The organism is Thioalkalivibrio sp. ALE9 (genome assembly GCF_000377445.1).
GTDB lineage: Bacteria > Pseudomonadota > Gammaproteobacteria > Ectothiorhodospirales > Ectothiorhodospiraceae > Thioalkalivibrio.
Genome location: NZ_KB898132.1, coordinates 1 through 15,560 on the forward strand (window position 1 = coordinate 1; position 15,560 = coordinate 15,560).

14 protein-coding genes are annotated in these 15,560 nt (G+C 68.6%); 5 read left to right on the plus strand and 9 right to left on the minus strand.

The window, feature by feature from the left end; all coding sequences use genetic code 11:
- Positions 1-242: 242 nt before the first annotated feature.
- The 9 genes from lipB to ppa form a co-directional block, all read right to left on the minus strand.
- Positions 243-953: a lipoyl(octanoyl) transferase LipB gene (gene lipB, locus D106_RS0111460; protein ID WP_018880115.1), complete on the minus strand. Its 711-nt coding sequence runs from the start codon at positions 951-953 to the stop codon at positions 243-245.
- Positions 950-1,216, minus strand: coding sequence for a YbeD family protein (locus tag D106_RS0111465; protein ID WP_018877094.1), 267 nt, complete (start codon positions 1,214-1,216; stop codon positions 950-952). Before D106_RS0111465 ends, lipB begins: the two co-directional genes overlap by 4 nt.
- Positions 1,213-2,100, minus strand: a complete 888-nt coding sequence (locus D106_RS0111470) for a D-amino acid aminotransferase (protein WP_018880116.1) — start codon at positions 2,098-2,100, stop codon at positions 1,213-1,215. The genes D106_RS0111465 and D106_RS0111470 overlap by 4 nt, the downstream gene beginning before the upstream one ends.
- Positions 2,101-2,114: 14 nt before the next feature.
- Entirely contained in the window at positions 2,115-3,374 is a 1,260-nt protein-coding gene (locus D106_RS0111475) for a D-alanyl-D-alanine carboxypeptidase family protein (protein ID WP_018877096.1), read from the minus strand.
- A gap of 83 nt (positions 3,375-3,457) precedes the next feature.
- Positions 3,458-4,450 (minus strand): septal ring lytic transglycosylase RlpA family protein, encoded by a 993-nt coding sequence (locus D106_RS0111480; protein WP_018880117.1) that lies wholly within the window; start codon positions 4,448-4,450, stop codon positions 3,458-3,460.
- The gene (gene mltB, locus D106_RS0111485) at positions 4,407-5,438 is read right to left on the minus strand and encodes a lytic murein transglycosylase B (protein WP_018880118.1); all 1,032 of its coding nucleotides are present in this window, start codon (positions 5,436-5,438) and stop codon (positions 4,407-4,409) included. Before mltB ends, D106_RS0111480 begins: the two co-directional genes overlap by 44 nt.
- Complete coding sequence (gene rodA / locus D106_RS0111490) at positions 5,435-6,553, minus strand: rod shape-determining protein RodA (RefSeq protein WP_018880119.1); 1,119 nt, start codon at positions 6,551-6,553, stop codon at positions 5,435-5,437. Before rodA ends, mltB begins: the two co-directional genes overlap by 4 nt.
- 37 nt (positions 6,554-6,590) lie before the next feature.
- Positions 6,591-8,459, minus strand: coding sequence for a penicillin-binding protein 2 (gene mrdA / locus D106_RS0111495; RefSeq protein WP_018880120.1), 1,869 nt, complete (start codon positions 8,457-8,459; stop codon positions 6,591-6,593).
- A gap of 113 nt (positions 8,460-8,572) precedes the next feature.
- Positions 8,573-9,109 carry an inorganic diphosphatase gene (gene ppa, locus D106_RS0111500; protein ID WP_018867199.1) on the minus strand — a complete coding sequence of 179 codons (537 nt, stop codon included), beginning with the start codon at positions 9,107-9,109 and terminating at the stop codon, positions 8,573-8,575.
- A gap of 271 nt (positions 9,110-9,380) precedes the next feature.
- Here ppa and D106_RS0111505 point away from each other — a divergent pair, with 271 nt between their 5' ends.
- From D106_RS0111505 to rsmA, 5 genes are read left to right on the plus strand one after another with little or no spacing between them, the layout of a single operon-like run.
- Positions 9,381-10,022 (plus strand): adenylate kinase, encoded by a 642-nt coding sequence (locus D106_RS0111505; RefSeq protein ID WP_018880121.1) that lies wholly within the window; start codon positions 9,381-9,383, stop codon positions 10,020-10,022.
- Positions 10,023-10,029: 7 nt separating this feature from the next.
- Complete coding sequence (locus D106_RS0111510) at positions 10,030-12,282, plus strand: LPS-assembly protein LptD (RefSeq protein WP_018880122.1); 2,253 nt, start codon at positions 10,030-10,032, stop codon at positions 12,280-12,282.
- On the plus strand, positions 12,266-13,705 hold the full coding sequence (locus tag D106_RS0111515; protein ID WP_018880123.1) for a peptidylprolyl isomerase: 1,440 nt from the start codon (positions 12,266-12,268) through the stop codon (positions 13,703-13,705). The genes D106_RS0111510 and D106_RS0111515 overlap by 17 nt, the downstream gene beginning before the upstream one ends.
- Positions 13,671-14,729 carry a 4-hydroxythreonine-4-phosphate dehydrogenase PdxA gene (pdxA, locus tag D106_RS0111520; protein WP_018880124.1) on the plus strand — a complete coding sequence of 353 codons (1,059 nt, stop codon included), beginning with the start codon at positions 13,671-13,673 and terminating at the stop codon, positions 14,727-14,729. The genes D106_RS0111515 and pdxA overlap by 35 nt, the downstream gene beginning before the upstream one ends.
- Complete coding sequence (rsmA, locus tag D106_RS0111525) at positions 14,726-15,529, plus strand: 16S rRNA (adenine(1518)-N(6)/adenine(1519)-N(6))-dimethyltransferase RsmA (RefSeq protein WP_018867194.1); 804 nt, start codon at positions 14,726-14,728, stop codon at positions 15,527-15,529. The genes pdxA and rsmA overlap by 4 nt, the downstream gene beginning before the upstream one ends.
- The last annotated feature ends 31 nt before the right edge of the window (positions 15,530-15,560 follow it).

Sequence of the window (15,560 nt, forward strand, 5' to 3'; positions counted from 1 at the left end):
CCTCGGAGCGAGGGAAACCCCGGCCCGCACAGCGGGCCGGGGTCGCGGCAGTCGGGCGTGTTTCTTGGGTACTTCTTTGCACGAGCAAAGAAGGACCTCGCGGCGCGCTGGCGAGTCAGCGCACGGCAGTACGTGGACCGGAGGCACCGTAAACACCAGAGGACGAACCAGGCCCAACCACATCTTGGCAGGCGGCCGGACAGCGCCACCGAAAACACTCGAGGTCGAACCAGGGGGAAGCCTCAGGGCGTGGGACAACGTCCCAGCGCAAGCACGCGGACCAACTCGGGCGGCAACGCTGGTTCATGCCGCATGCGCGCAACCTCAGCGGGAAACAGCTGCGCGGCGAGTTGGGCAAGCAACTGCTCCCGGACCCGGTTGCCGTCCAGCGGACCGAGCAGCTGCTGCATGGAGGTCGCCGCTAGCCCCGGATAGCCACAGGGATTCATGCGCTGGAACGGCGCCAGATCCGGGGCGACGTTCAGGGCCAGCCCATGGATGCTGCGCCCATGCCGTATCCGCAGCCCCAGCGCCGCAATCTTGGCCCCATCGACATACACCCCCGGCGCCTTCTCCCGACGCTGCGCATGGATCCCCCATTGCGCCAGCGTGTCGATCACCGCCTGCTCAAGACCGGCGACCAGACGCCGAACCCCGATCCCCAGTCGCGGCAGATCCACCAGCGTGTAGACGACCAGTTGTCCGGGGCCGTGCCAGGTCACCTGCCCCCCGCGATCGATCGCCACCACCGGCGTCGCGCCGGGGTCCAGCAGGTGCTCGCGGCGGCCATTGCGGCCCTGGGTAAAGACGGGCGGATGCTCGACGCACCAGAACGCATCCAGCCGGGCTGCATCGCGTTCCCGCGCCTGGAGCTGCATCGCCTGCCAGACCGGGACGTAGGGCTGCATACCCAGCAGGCGGACCACCGGCCCGGGCGGGAGCACGTCGGTCACAGGATCATGCGCACCCGGTCGCAACGACCCAGGGAACGGTAGAAGGCGTCCAGCTGTTCCTGGCTGGTCGCGGTAAAGGTGATGGTGATGCCGACGAAGCGGCCGGCGCGCGAGGCGCGCTGCTCGATCACTGCGTCCCCGGCATCCAGATGCTCGGCGACACAGCCCTCGACTGCCTCCATCAGCTCCGGGTGGGCGTCGCCCATCACCTTCACCGGGAATCGGCAGGGAAACTCGATCAGGGTCTCGCGGTCGTCGCTCATGCGGCACCTCCGGACTGCAGGGGTTCGCTCACCGGCGCCCCGGGCTTGGCCGCCTGGTAGGCGGCGTGCACGGCCTGCCAGACCGGTCCGGGGCGCCCCGTGCCCACGGTGCGATCATCCAGCCGCGTAACCGGCAGGATCTCGCGGGTCGAGCTGGTGAGCCAGATCTCCCCGGCCCGGGGCAGCTCGTCGGCGCTGACCCCGCGCTCCTCCACCGGGTAGCCCAGCTCGCGCGCCAGGTCGAGCACCCGCGAGCGGGTGACCCCCGGCAGTACCGATGCATCCAGCGGCGGGGTGATCACCCGCCCGTCCAGGACCACGATGACATTGCTGGCCGCGCCTTCGGTCAACTGCCCGTCCCGCAACAACACGGCCTCGACGGCACCCCGCTCGGTGGCCTCCTGGCGGTTCAGCACATTGGCCAGCAGGGTGGTGGCCTTGATATCGCAGTGGCCCCAGCGGCGGTCCTCGGCCGTCACGGCGGCCACGCCGTCCACGCGGATGGTCTCCGGGAGGGGCCGGATCGGGCTGACCATCGCCAGGACGGTGGGTTGCGCATCCACCGGGAAGGCATGGTCGCGCGGGGCCACGCCACGGGTCACCTGAAGGTAGACCCCGAGATCGGGCGTCGCAGGCTCGGCATTGCGCGCCAGCAAGTCCGTCAGAAGCGCACGCCACCCCTCGCGGTCAAACGGGTTGCGGATGCGGATCGCCGCCAGGGATCGCGCCAGGCGCTCCAGGTGCTCGGAGAGCAGGAAGAACTCGCCGGAGTAGCTGGGGATCACCTCGTATACCGAGTCTCCGAACAGGAAGCCCCGGTCCAGCGGCGAGATCCGCACCTGGTCCAGCGGCAGGTAATCCCCGTTGTAATAGGCAATGCTCACGGGCGAAACACGGCTCAGAATGGCCAGGCCGACTGAATGCCCAGGGCCGCACCATCCCACAGGCGGCGGATCAGACCGCCCTGTTCCACCGGCTGCAACGCAACCAGCGGCTGGGTCCGGAGGACCTCGCCGTTCAGACGCACCACGACTTCGCCCACCGGATCGCCCGCGGCCAGCGGGGCCTCCAGCGGCTGGTTGACCTCCATCGAGGCGTCCAGATCGTCCTCGCGCCCCGGCGGGACCATGACCCAGAAGTCCTCCGCCAGGCCCACGGCCACTTCGGTCTGCGCCCCGCGATAGACCCGCGGGGTCCCCAGTTCGTGCCCGCCCTCGAACAGCTTGCGGGTCGCGGTGAAGCGCATCCCCCAGTTCACCAGCGCCTGGGACTCGTTGGCGCGGCGAGTACCGCCCTGCTGATGATCCGACGCCTCGATCCCCATGACCACGGCCACCAACCGGCGGTCGTTACGCTTGGCGGACGAAACCAGGTTGTAGCCCGCGTTCGAGGTCCAGCCGGTCTTCAGGCCGTCGAATCCGGCATCGCGCCACAGCAGCATATTGCGGTTGCTCTGCGAGATGTCGTTGTACTCGAAGGAACGTTCGCTGTAGTAGCCGTAGAGATCCGGGAAGTCGCGGATCAGCGCCCGGGCGAGCAATGCCATGTCCTGGGCGGTGGTGTACTGCGACTCGTCGGAGGGCAGTCCGTGCGGGTTGGCGAAGTAGGACTGGCGCATCCCCAGCTCGCGCGCCTGGGCGTTCATCATGTCGACAAACGCCCCCTCCGAACCGGCAACATGCTCGGCCAGCGCGGTGGAGGCATCGTTGCCGGACTGGATGATCATCCCGCGCAGCAGATCCTCGACCACAACCTCCTCGCCGACCTCGATGAACATGCGCGATGCCCCGCGCATACCGGTCCGCCAGGCACGCTCGCTGACCGTAACCTGGTCGTCCAGCGCCATGCGGCCATCGGTGATTTCGCCAAACACCACGTAGGCCGTCATCAGCTTGGTCAGGCTGGCCGGCTCGCGCTCCACCAGCGGATCGCGGCTGGCGAGCATCAGGCCGGAGTCGAAGTCCATCAGCGCATAGCTCGCCGCCGTCACGTCCGAGGGCGGCCGCGGGATGCCACCGGGCACGTTCGCGCCCGACCCGGCCACGGGCAGCTCCGACTCCTGCGCCTGCGCTGGAACCAGCGCCAGCAGGAGCGCCAGGATGACCGGCAGGCAGGCCGCCAACAGCGGCAGAAACGGGGTGCGGACGGACGAATTCATGATTGCGAAGGGCCTCCTGAAGGACCGAAATACGATAGCAGAATTGGGGCCCGGTACGGGCCGGAAATACCGGGAACGAGGGCTTACGGCGCGTCGGTCACTACGCGGTAGTCCACGTGCGCCGCGCCCTGCAGGCGATCGGTAATCGTGCGAACCGCATCGCCATCGGCCAGCGGGCCGATGCGCACGCGGTGCAGTTGCGCACCGTTGTCACGTTCGACGCTGGAGATCCGCACCGGCTCCAAGCCGAGCGCGCGCAGATCCTCGCGCACCTGCTCGGCCGAATGGCGCTCGGCGAACGCCCCGACCTGGACGAAACGCCCGGGGCCCGCGGCCTCGCCATTGGCGCTGGCCGCGGCCGGCGCCGCTTCCTGCGGTTCGGGCGCGATGTCCGGCTGAGCTGCGGCGGCCACCTCGAGCGGCTCGGGCTCCGGTGCCTCCGCCACCCGGGCCGGCGTCGTGTCGCCCGGCCCCACCGCCCGGATGCGCACACGCGCGACCCCGGCATCGGTCATGTTGATGCGATGGGCGGCGGCGTAGGAGAGATCGATGATGCGTCCGTCCACGAACGGGCCGCGATCATTCACCCGTACGATCACCTGTTTGCCGTTTTCCAGGTTGGTGACCTCGACGAAGCTCGGCAGCGGCAGGGACTTGTGCGCCGCGGTCATCGCGTACATGTCGTAGGGCTCGCCGCTGGAAGTGCGCCGTCCGTGGAACTTGGTTCCATACCAGGACGCGTAACCCTCTTCCTCGAAGCCGTCGCTCGTGCGCAGTGTGCGATAGCGCTGACCGAACACCTCGTACTCGGACGGATTGCCATAGCGGCTGGGCGGCTCGTCACGCGGCTCCGGTTCCGGGATCAGCGCCAGATCCTGCGGCACATCCGCGGGATCGGGGTAGCTGTCATACGCGGCATCGCCCAGCGGGCGGTCCGGGTCGGCCTTGCGGTCGGGGGTGGACGAACAGCCCGCCAGGACCAGCGCCAGCAAGGCCGCCAGCGCGGCCCCGCCGACGCCCGCGCGGCGCGGTTTACTCGGCCAGCGCCTCGGCCAGCTGGTGGACGGCCATCGCATACAGCGGGCTCCGGTTGTAGCGGGTAATCACGTAGAAGTTCGGATACCCGAGATAGTACTCGTGGCCATCCTCGCCCTCGAGGCGGATGAACGAGTACTGGCCGTCCTCGTCCACGGCCTCGTCGGGGTAGATCCCGTGTGCGGCCAGTTCTTCGAGGTCAAAGCGCGCCTGATAGTTGCGGCTGATCAGCGCCTCGTGGGCATCGCCCTCGACCCGGGCCCTGGCCACCACCGGCTCGCCGTAGTTCCAGTGGTGCGCGCGGAAATAGTTGGCCACCGACCCGATCGCATCCGGCCAGGAGTTCAGCAGGTCACGCTGGCCGGAGCCATCGAAATCCACCGCGTAGTGGCGATAGCTGGACGAGATGAACTGGCCACGCCCCATGGCCCCGGCGTAGGAGCCGCGGGTCTCGCGCGGGTCGAGGCCCTCTTCATCCACCAGCGTCAGGAACTCGCCCAGCTCGCGGCGGAAGAAGTCGGACCGGGGCGGATAGTCGAAGCCCAGGGTCACCAGGGCATCGAACACGCGGAAACCACCGGTGTTGCGGCCGTAGTAGGTCTCGACCCCGATGATGGCGGCAATGATCTTCGGCTCGACGTCAAAGCGGTCCGCGGCGCGCTGGAGCCAGCGCTCATGCTCCTGCATGAACTCGCGCCCACGCTCGATGCGCTCATCGGTAATGAAGATCGGGCGGTAATCCTTCCACGGCCTTGCCTCGGCGGGGCTGGAGATCAGGTCAAGGATGCGCTGTTGCGGATCGGCCGCCGCGAACATCGCCTCCAGGGCCTCGCGGTCACGGCCCGCCTCCACCTGCTCGTCGATGAAGGCCTGGACCTCGTCGCGCTCGAGATACGGCGGGTCACCGGCGCGGAATTCGCTTTCCGCTGTGGCCGGAAGGGAGGCAAACGCCAGGATCAGGGTCAGCCCGACCGGCATCAGGAGTGGGCGGGCAAGACGGGCCCACACGGGGCGCAGGGTCAGGGTCATCGATTCACCAGGCGTTTCTGGGAGGCTATGCTCATGAGAATACCGAAGGCGACCATCAGGGTCACCAGCGACGTTCCCCCGTAACTGACCAGGGGCAGCGGCACACCGACCACCGGCAACAGGCCGGTCACCATGCCGATATTGACCACCATATAGACCGCGAAGGTCAGGCTGATACTCCCGCCCAGCAGCCGGGCATAGCGGTCCTGCGCCAGCGCGGCGATCCACAGCCCGCGGGCGACAATCGCAAAATACAGCAGCAGCAAGAGCGCGACACCAATAAAGCCGAATTCCTCGGCGTAGACCGCAAAAATAAAGTCGGTGGAGCGCTCCGGAAGGAACTCCAGCTGTGACTGGGTCCCGTTGAGCCAGCCCTTGCCGTACAACCCCCCGGACCCGATCGCGATCTTCGACTGAATGATGTGATAGCCGGCCCCCAGCGGATCGGATTCCGGGTTGAACAGCGTGAGTACCCGCTGGCGCTGGTAATCCAGCATCTGCGACCACAGGATGGGCACGGCGGCCGCCACCACGACGCCCAGGCCGACGAACCAGCGCCAGCCCAGCCCCGCGAGAAAGACGACCAGTGCGCCGGCGGCCGCCACCAGCATCGAGGTCCCCAGGTCCGGCTGCTGCATGATCAGATACACCGGCACCAGGATCAGCACGCCGGTCACGAGGAGATCGCGAAAACGCGGCCGCCCACTGCGCAGCGAGAGATACCAGGCCACCATCATCGGCACGGCAAGCTTCATGATCTCCGAGGGCTGGAAACGCATGAAACCAAGATCCAGCCAGCGCTGGGCCCCCTTGCCGACGTCCCCGACCCACATCACCGCCAACAACAGCAGGATGCCCGCCGCGAACAGCCACGGGGAGATCGCGCGCAGACCGTGCAGTGATATCTGTGCGACCAGCAGCATCGCGGCCACGCCCAGGCCGATGCGCATCAGTTGCCGTTCCACGGCCACCACGCTCTGCCCGGAGGCGCTGAACAGAACGGCCAGCCCGAGCAGCAGCAGGATCGACAGCAGGACCAGCAGCACACTGTCCAGGCGCAGGCTGCGCAGCACCCACTGGCTGACGGACATCTCACGGCCGGTTACGCTGATCATTCGTCCTCCTCCAGGGAAACACTGATGACTAAATTCATCAGTGTTTCCCTAGGGTCATGCCCGCCCCGTCCAACAGATAGGCGTCCAACACCTCGCGCGCCACGGGCGCGGCCACCCGGCCACCGGACCCTCCGTGCTCGACCAGGACCGCCACCGCGATCTGCGGATCCTCCGCCGGGGCATAGCCCACGAACAGGGCGTGGTCCCACAGACGCCGGGCCAGCTCCTCTTCGTCGTACTCTTCATCCTCGCCGAGGCTGAACACCTGCGAAGTGCCAGTCTTGCCGGCAATGGTGTAGGCCGGGCGGGTGCTGCCCACGCTGCCCCAGGCGGTCCCGTGGCGGGCATGCACCGCCTCCACCAGCGAGCCGTGGATCGCATCCCAGTGCTGGTCGTCCACGACCACCGGCTCGCGCGTCACCGGTAGCGGATACTCCGGCTCCCCGGTCCCGTTGTCCATGGCGCGCAGCAGATGCGGCTGATAGCGCACACCGCGCGTGGCCAGCGCCGCCGTAAAGTCGGCCATCTGCAGGGGCGTGGACAGCATGTACCCTTGGCCGATCGCGGTGATCAGGGTCTCCCCCGGGAACCATACCTCGTTGTGGGTGGCCCGCTTCCAGTCGCGGCTGGGCAGGATCCCCGCTCGCTCGCCGGTGGAATCGATCCCGGTGCGCTGACCGATCCCGAAGGCGCCAAGAATGGGCACCATGCGATCGATGCCCATGGTGTGGGCCAGATCGTAGAAGTAGACATCCGAGGACACCGCGATCGCGCGCGACATATCCACCCGGCCATGGCCCTCGCGGCGCCAGTCTCGATAGCGCCGTTCATGCCCCGGGAGCTGGTAGTACCCGCGTGCGAACATCTCGCGCTCGGCGGTCGTAACATCTTCGTCGAGGGCTGCCAGCGCGACCAGTGGCTTGACCGTCGAGCCCGGCGGGTACTGCCCGCTCAGGGCACGGTTGAACAGCGGCCGGCGCTTGTCATCGCGCACCGCGGCGAAATCGGCCTGGGAGATTCCGTGGACAAAGGCCTCGGGATCAAAACCGGGGGCGCTGACCAGCGCCAGCACCTCGCCGTTATTCGGATCGATGGCCACGATCGCGCCATCCCGCCCCGCCAGCGCCCGGTAGGCCGCCTGCTGCAGGTTCACATCCAGGGTCAGGGTCAGGTCCGTGCCCGGCTGCGGCGGGGTCACCGACAGCTCGCGGATCACCCGCCCCTGGGCGTTCACCTCCACCTGGCGATAGCCTGGCCGGCCGTGCAGCAACTCCTCGTAGTAGCGTTCGACCCCGCTCTTGCCGATATGCGAGGTCCCGGCATAGGCCCGCCCGTCCACCCGGCGCAGATCCTGCTGGTTGATGCGCCCGACATAACCGACCGCGTGCGAGAATTTGGAACCCAGGGGATAGAAACGCAGCGGACGGGCCTCGATCTCGACCCCCGGCAACTCGTGGCGCGAGACCGCGATACGGGCCACGGTCTCGTCATCCAGCCCGGCCTTCAACAGCACCGGCTGGAACGGGCGCCGCTGCTGGACCCCCCGGCGGAAGCGCTCGATATCGGCCTCGCTCAGCTCCACGTAGCCGCGCAGCCGCGCCAGCAGAGCGTCGAGATCCCCGGCCTGCTCGACCGTAACCTCCAGCTGGTAGGAGGCGCGGTTGCCCGCCAGCAGGATGCCATTGCGGTCGCGAATCACGCCCCGGGTGGGAGCGATCGGCTCGACCCGTAACCGGTTGTTCTCGGAGAGAGTGGTGAAATGCGAGTGCGCGCCGACTTGCAGCCCCGAGAGCCGCCAGCCCAGCGCCAGCAGGATGGCGGCCAGGATGACCAGTGCCAGCAGGATGCGCACGACAAAGCGCTCGCGGTCCTGCTGTTCCTCGCCGTAGGCATCGCGCTCGGCCATCTCAGCGGGTCACGGCGTCACGACCAGGTCCGTGGCCCGCGCACGCAAACGCCGCACCGCCCCTGCGGGACGGCGCGGCGCTGACCGACCGCTGCATGCAGCGGGGCGCGGCGTCAGATCTTGCTCTTCTGGTAACGCTTGTAGCTGGCAACAATCTCCGCCTTGGCTTCGTCGGCGCCAACCCAGCCTTCCACCTTGACCCACTTGCCCTTCTCCAGCTCCTTGTAGCGTTCGAAGAAGTGCTTGATCGAGTCCAGGAGCTCCTTCGGCACGTCGTCCGGGCTCTGGAACCGCGCGGACTGCGTGCACAGCTTGTCCACCGGCACCGCCAGGATCTTCGCGTCTACCCCGGCCTCGTCGGTCATCTTCAGCATGCCGATCGGGCGCGAGCGCACAACCGAGCCCGGGAGCAGCGGCACCGGGGTGATCACCAGCACGTCCACCGGGTCGTTGTCTTCCGACTCCGTGTTCGGGATGAATCCGTAGTTGCACGGATAGAACATCGCGACCGCCATAAAGCGATCAACCACCAGAGCCCCGCTGTCCTTGTCCATCTCGTACTTGACGGGCTGACCCTGGGTGGGGATCTCGATCACCACGTTGATGTCGTTGGGGAGATCCTTGCCGGCTTCGATCTGGTTGAGGTCCATGCTTGAGTAGTTTCCGATTGCTTTGAAGAGCGAGGGATTATACAGGGGAGACACCCCGCAAGGGCACCCATCAACAGTCGCATCAGGGAGACTCGAACGGCCGCGCGCGGTTGCGGCGCATCGGCCTCAGGCGGTATAAGACCGCGCTCGGGAAACGGTTTGCGGCCCGCCCTCGCCCCGGGCCGGCTGCCCGTTTCACCACCGCAATCACCGTGCCGTCCCGTTCCCGGCTAGTCCTGCGGTCCGGTACGGCACCCGGCAGGAGTCAGCTATGCGTATCGTCCTGATGGGCGCACCGGGGTCCGGCAAGGGCACCCAGGCCAAGAAGATGGTCGCCACCTTCGGCATCCCCCAGATCTCCACCGGCGACCTGCTGCGCGCCGCGGTCGCGGCCCGGACCGAACTCGGCAAGCAGGTCGAGAACGCGATGGAATCCGGCAATCTGGTCCCGGATGATCTGGTCCTGGGCCTGATCCGCGACCGCCTGCAGGAACCCGATGCGCAGAAGGGCTTCATCCTCGACGGCTTCCCGCGCAATGTCGCCCAGGCCGAGGCGCTGGACAGCATGCTGGCCGACATCGAGTCGCCGCTGGATCGCGCGATCCAGATCGACGTCCCGTTCGAGGAGCTCAAGCAGCGCCTGACCGGCCGCGTGTCCTGCGGGGACTGCGGCGCGGTCTTCAACACCCATACCTTCCCGCCACAGAAGGAAGGCGTGTGCGACCTGTGCGGCGGCGATCTGATCCACCGCGCGGACGACAACGAGGAAACCGTGGTCAATCGCCTCAAGGTCTACGAGGAGCAGACCCGGCCGCTGATCGAGTACTACGATCGCCACGGTCTGCTCAAGCACATCAACGGCACCCGCGACATCGAGCTGATCTTCGACGAGATCCGCCAGCTGCTGTCCTGACGTCGGGATGAGCCGCCGGCCCGCCAACCCCCCGCCGCGCCATCGCCCGATCGCGCGGCCGGTCGCGTGCGGGATCGGCCTGGTGACCGCGGCGCTGCTCCCGCTCGCGCTGCCCGCGGAGGAGCGCCCCCCGGGATGCGAGTTCGCCCCGGGGGTCGAGTGGCCCGAGCTGCGCACCCTCGAGGGCGGCCTCACCGAGATCGACGCCGACCAGGTGCGCCGGGACGGCGAACGCATCTCGGCCTCGGGCAACGTCCAGCTGTTCGAAGGCGGACAGCGCCTGGACACCGAATTCCTCGAATACGACCGCGCCACCGGCACCGCCCGAACCGAAGGTGACACCCGCCTGTTCGACGGCGACCTGCTGCTGCACACCGAGGGCGGGGAATACCGCCTGGACGCGGAGACCGGCGAGTTCCGCAGGATCGACTTCCTGGTGCAGTCCATCCCGGCCCGGGGCAGTGCCGCCCTGGGCGTCCAGCACGCCCCGCACCGTCACGACTTCGAGGAGGCCGAATACACCACCTGCCCGGTCGGCAACGATTCCTGGTGGCTGCGCACCCGGGATCTGGAGCTCGATCGCGAGACCGGCGTGGGCGTGGCCCGCAATGCGACCATCCGCTTCAAGGGTGTACCCATCGCCTACACCCCGTATATCAACTTCCCGCTGGACGACCGCCGCAAGAGCGGCTTCCTACTGCCCAGCGCGGGCACCGGCGGCCGCACCGGCTTCGATCTCGCGACGCCCTGGTACTGGAACATCGCGCCCAACTACGACGCGACCTTCACGCCTCGCATCATGGCCGATCGCGGAATCATGCTCGGCACCGAGTTTCGCTACCTCCAGCCCCGGCACAATGGCGTACTCGACGTGCGCTACCTGCCGGACGACCGCGAGACCGGCGAAGACCGCCACTTCGCCCAGTGGCGCCACCAGACCCGCATCACCTCCAATCTGAACCTGCGCGTCGACGCTGCGGATGTCTCCGACCGGGAATACTTCTTCGACTTCGGCAACTCGGACCGCTATGCGGGTTCGACGCCCTATCTGCGCCGATCCGCCGACCTGACCTGGAACCAGCCGGCCTATCGCCTGCGCACCCGCATCGAGGACTACCAGATCGTCGACCCCGAGCTGAGCGCCGCCGGCGAGCCCTACCAGCGGCTGCCACAGATCACGCTGGAGGCCGGGGAATACCTGGGCCACGGCATCTCCTGGGATCTGGATACCGAACTGGTGCGCTTCGAGCGCAGCGAGGACCAGTCCGGGCGCCCCGTGGGTACCCGCCTCGACCTGAATCCCGAGGTCCGCTGGCGCCATGACACCGGCGGCTTCTTCTTCGAACCCGCCACCGGTGTCCGCCATACCCGCTACGAACTGGACCGCCGCGACCAGACCAGCGGTCCGGAATCGATCAGCCGGACGGTACCACGCGCCTCGATCGACACCGGGCTGATCTTCGAACGTTCCATCGCCAACGGCCGCCGCCTGCAGACCCTGGAACCGCGCATCTTCTACGGCTACGTGCCCTACCGCGACCAGGACGACATCCCGATCTTCGACACCGGCGAGGCCGACTTCAGCTTCGACAACCTGTTCAGCCTGGACCGTTTCGTCGGCGCCGACCGCGTGGGCGATACCCATCAGGTCACCACCGCCCTGACCACCCGCATCCTCGACCAGCAGACCGGGCGCGAGCGCCTGAGCCTGTCCGCCGGTCAGATCCACTACCTCGAGGACCGCGAGGTCCGCCGCGGTACCGGACAGGACCCGCTGACGGACTCGCGTTCGGACCTGGCCCTGGAAGGTCGCGTGCGCATCGGCGATGCCTGGAGCGGCCGCGGCTCCATCCTCTACAACGAGGACGCGCGCGAAACCACCCTGGCCGCGATCTCGGTCGGCTACCACCCCTCCGAGCGCGCGCGGATCAACGTCGGCTACCGCCAGCGCGAGGCCGGCGCCCGCTCCATCGACCAGACCGACGTCTCCGTGATGTGGCCGGTCACCGATCGCATCGACGCGATCGGCCGCTGGAACTACAGCCTGCAGGAAGAACGCGACCTCGAACTTCTGGCCGGGCTTCAGTATCGTCGTTGCTGCTATGGTATCCGCGTGGTGGCGCGCCGCGCGTACAGCTTCGACGAGACCTACGACAACTCGATCTACTTCCAACTCACGCTGGACGGCCTGGCAAGGTTCGATTCCGGCGTGGATTCGCTATTGCGCGAGGGTATTGCCGGATATGACGCACGTCCCTGAACAACGCCGCGGCGGGGTCCGCACCCTGCTGCCCCTGCTGGCCGTCCTGGTCTACGGCCTCGGCCTGCCGGCCATGGCCCAGACGCCCGGGTCGGCACCCGGCGGGCTCTCGCAGGGCGCGGTCGAGGCACCGGTCACGCCCGGGGCCGCCCGTGACGGCGGTACCCCGGCGGCGCCCATCACGCCCGAGGGCGACCGCTTCACCGACCGCATCCTGGCGGTGGTGGGCGACGACGTGATCACCCAGCGCGAGCTGGTGGAGCGCATGAACCTGGTCGCCCAGCAGATGATCGAGCGCGGCAACCGTCCGCCCGACCAGGACACCCTGGCGCGTCAGGTCATGGAGCGCCTGATCGTCGAGCGCGTGCAGCTGCAGGAGGCCGAGCGCGTCGGCATCAACATCGACGAGATGACCCTGAACCGCGCGATGGAGAACATCGCCCGCGAGAACCGCATGACCCTGCCGCAGCTGCGCCAGGCTCTGATGCAGGACGGCGTGGACTTCAACGCCTTTCGCGAGCAGATCCGCCACGAGCTGACCGTCAACCAGCTGCAGCGCCGCCAGGTCGACCAGCGCGTCCGCGTCTCCGATCAGGAGATCGCCGACCTCATCGCCTCCGAGAGTGGCGCCATTGACCGCGGCGTGCGCTACCGCATCGCCCAGATCATGGTCGCCCTGCCCCAGGGCGCCGACGCCCGGCAGATCGCCGAGGCGCGCCAAAAGGCCGAGTCGCTGCGCGACCGCGTGCGCGAGGGCGAGGACTTCGCCACCGTCGCCATCAGCGAATCCGAAGGGCCGCAGGCCCTGGACGGCGGCGATCTGGGCTGGCGTTCCGCCGGCGAGATCCCCACCGTGTTCGCCCGCGAGGCCGTACTGATGCGGACCGGCGAGGTCAGCGATGTCCTGCGCTCCCCCAGCGGTTTCCACATCATGAAGCTGCTGGACCGCGAGGGCGGTGACCAGACCCGCGTGCAGCAGACCCGCGTGCGCCACATCCTGATCAGTCCGGACCAGGTGCGCAGCGACGAGGACGCACGCCGCCAGGCGCAGTCCCTGTACAACCGCATCCGCGAGGGCGCCAGCTTCGAGGACCTCGCCCGCGCCAACTCCGACGACCCCGGCTCGGCCGCCCAGGGCGGCACCCTCGGGTGGGTCAGCCCGGGCGAACTGGTTCCCGCCTTCGAGGAGGCCATGCAGGCGCTGGAACCGGGCGTGGTCAGCGAGCCGGTGGAGAGCCAGTTCGGCTGGCACATCATCGAGGTCCTGGAGCGCCGCGAGGTGGACACCTCGCGCGAACAGATCCGGGCCCGCGCCCGCGAGATCCTGCAGAACCGCAAGCGCGACGAAGAGCTCGAGCTGTGGCTGCGCCGCCTGCGGGACGAGGCCTATGTCGAATACCGGGTCGACGGCTTCGGCTCCTGATCCGCGCGGGGCCCACCCGGTCCCGCGTCTGGCCCTGACTGCCGGCGATCCCGCCGGGATCGGGCCCGATCTGCTGATCGCCATGACGCGGCAGCGCGGCCAGGCGCAGCGCGTCGCCATCGCTGATCCTGACGTGCTGGAGGCGCGCGCCCGCCAGCTGGGCGAGTCCCTGCGCCTGATGCCCTTCGACCCCCAACGCGCGCGCGAGCCCACCCCGGCCCACACCCTGGAGATCCTGCCGGTTCCGGTGGCGGCCCCGGTGGTCGCGGGCACTCTGAACCCCGCCAACGCCGAACACGTGCTGGCCCTGCTCGCCACGGCCGCCGACGGCTGCCTGGACGGCACCTTCGAAGCCATGGTCACCGGCCCGGTCCACAAGGGCGTGATCAATCGCGCCGGGATCGCCTTCAGCGGGCACACCGAGTGGCTCGCCGAACGCGCCGGGGCTCCGACGCCGGTGATGATGCTGGCCACCGAGGCGCTGCGGGTCGCGCTGGTGACCACCCATCTGCCCCTGCGCGCGGTCCCCGATGCCATAACCGCCGATCGCCTGGAGGCCGTAACCCGCGTCCTGCACCACGACCTGCGCCGCGACTTCGGCATCGCGGAACCCGTGATCGCGGTCTGCGGCCTGAACCCGCACGCCGGCGAGGACGGCGTCCTCGGACGCGAGGAGATCGAGATCATCACCCCGACCCTGGATCGCCTGCGAGAGGCCGGCATGCATCTGCGCGGCCCACTCCCGGCCGACACCGCGTTCACCCCGCGCGCGCTCGAAGGCGTCGACGCGGTGCTGGCCATGTATCACGATCAGGGCCTGCCGGTCCTCAAGCACGCCGGCTTTGGCGGGGCCATCAACGTGACCCTGGGCCTGCCCTTCATCCGCACCTCGGTGGATCACGGCACCGCACTGGACCTGGCCGGCACCGGGCGCGCGGAGGTCGGCAGCTTCCAGGCCGCCGAACGCCTGGCGGAAACCCTCGCGGCCCGTGCCGCCGCCAGCAGGAGCATCTCGGGGACATGACCCGCCTCAAGACCTCGTCGCCGATCCGCAAGCGCTTCGGCCAGAACTTCCTGCACGATGCCGGCATCCTCGCGCGCATTGTCGCGGCGATCGACCCGCAGCCAGGAGACGCCGTACTCGAGATCGGGCCCGGCCGCGGCGCCTTGACCGCGGCGCTGCTGGAGCGCCTGGACCACCTCGTCGCCGTGGAGATCGACCGCGACCTGGCCGCCGGGCTGCGCGCCGGTTTCCCTCCGGAGCGCCTGGACCTGCACGTGGGCGACGCCCTGGACATGCGGCTGGCCGATCTCGGCCCCCTGCCCGAACGCGGCTGGCGCGTGGTCGGCAACCTGCCCTACAACATCTCCACCCCGCTGATGTTCCATCTCCTCGAACAGGTCGGCGCAATCCGCGACATGCACTTCCTGCTGCAGCGCGAGGTGGTGGAACGCATGACCGCCGCGCCCGGCAGCAAGCGCTACGGCCGCCTGACCGTCATGCTGGCCGCCCGGGCCTCGGCCACGGCCCTGTTCACGGTGCCGCCCGGGGCCTTTCACCCGCCGCCCAAGGTCTACTCCAGCGTGGTGCGCATCACGCCCCTGGCCGAGCCGCGGGTCGCACCGGCGCTGTACCCGACCTTCGCGCGGGTGGTGAACCAGGCCTTTTCCAGCCGCCGCAAGACGCTGCGCCGCGGGCTGTCCGGTCTGGCCACGATCGCGGACCTGGAGGCCGCCGGGCTGGACCCCGGGGAACGGCCGGAGAACGTCGACATCAGCGGGTTCGAGGCCCTGGCCCGGCAGATCCACGCAGGCGCGCACTGAGCCACCGGTCACCACGATCCGCTACCATGAA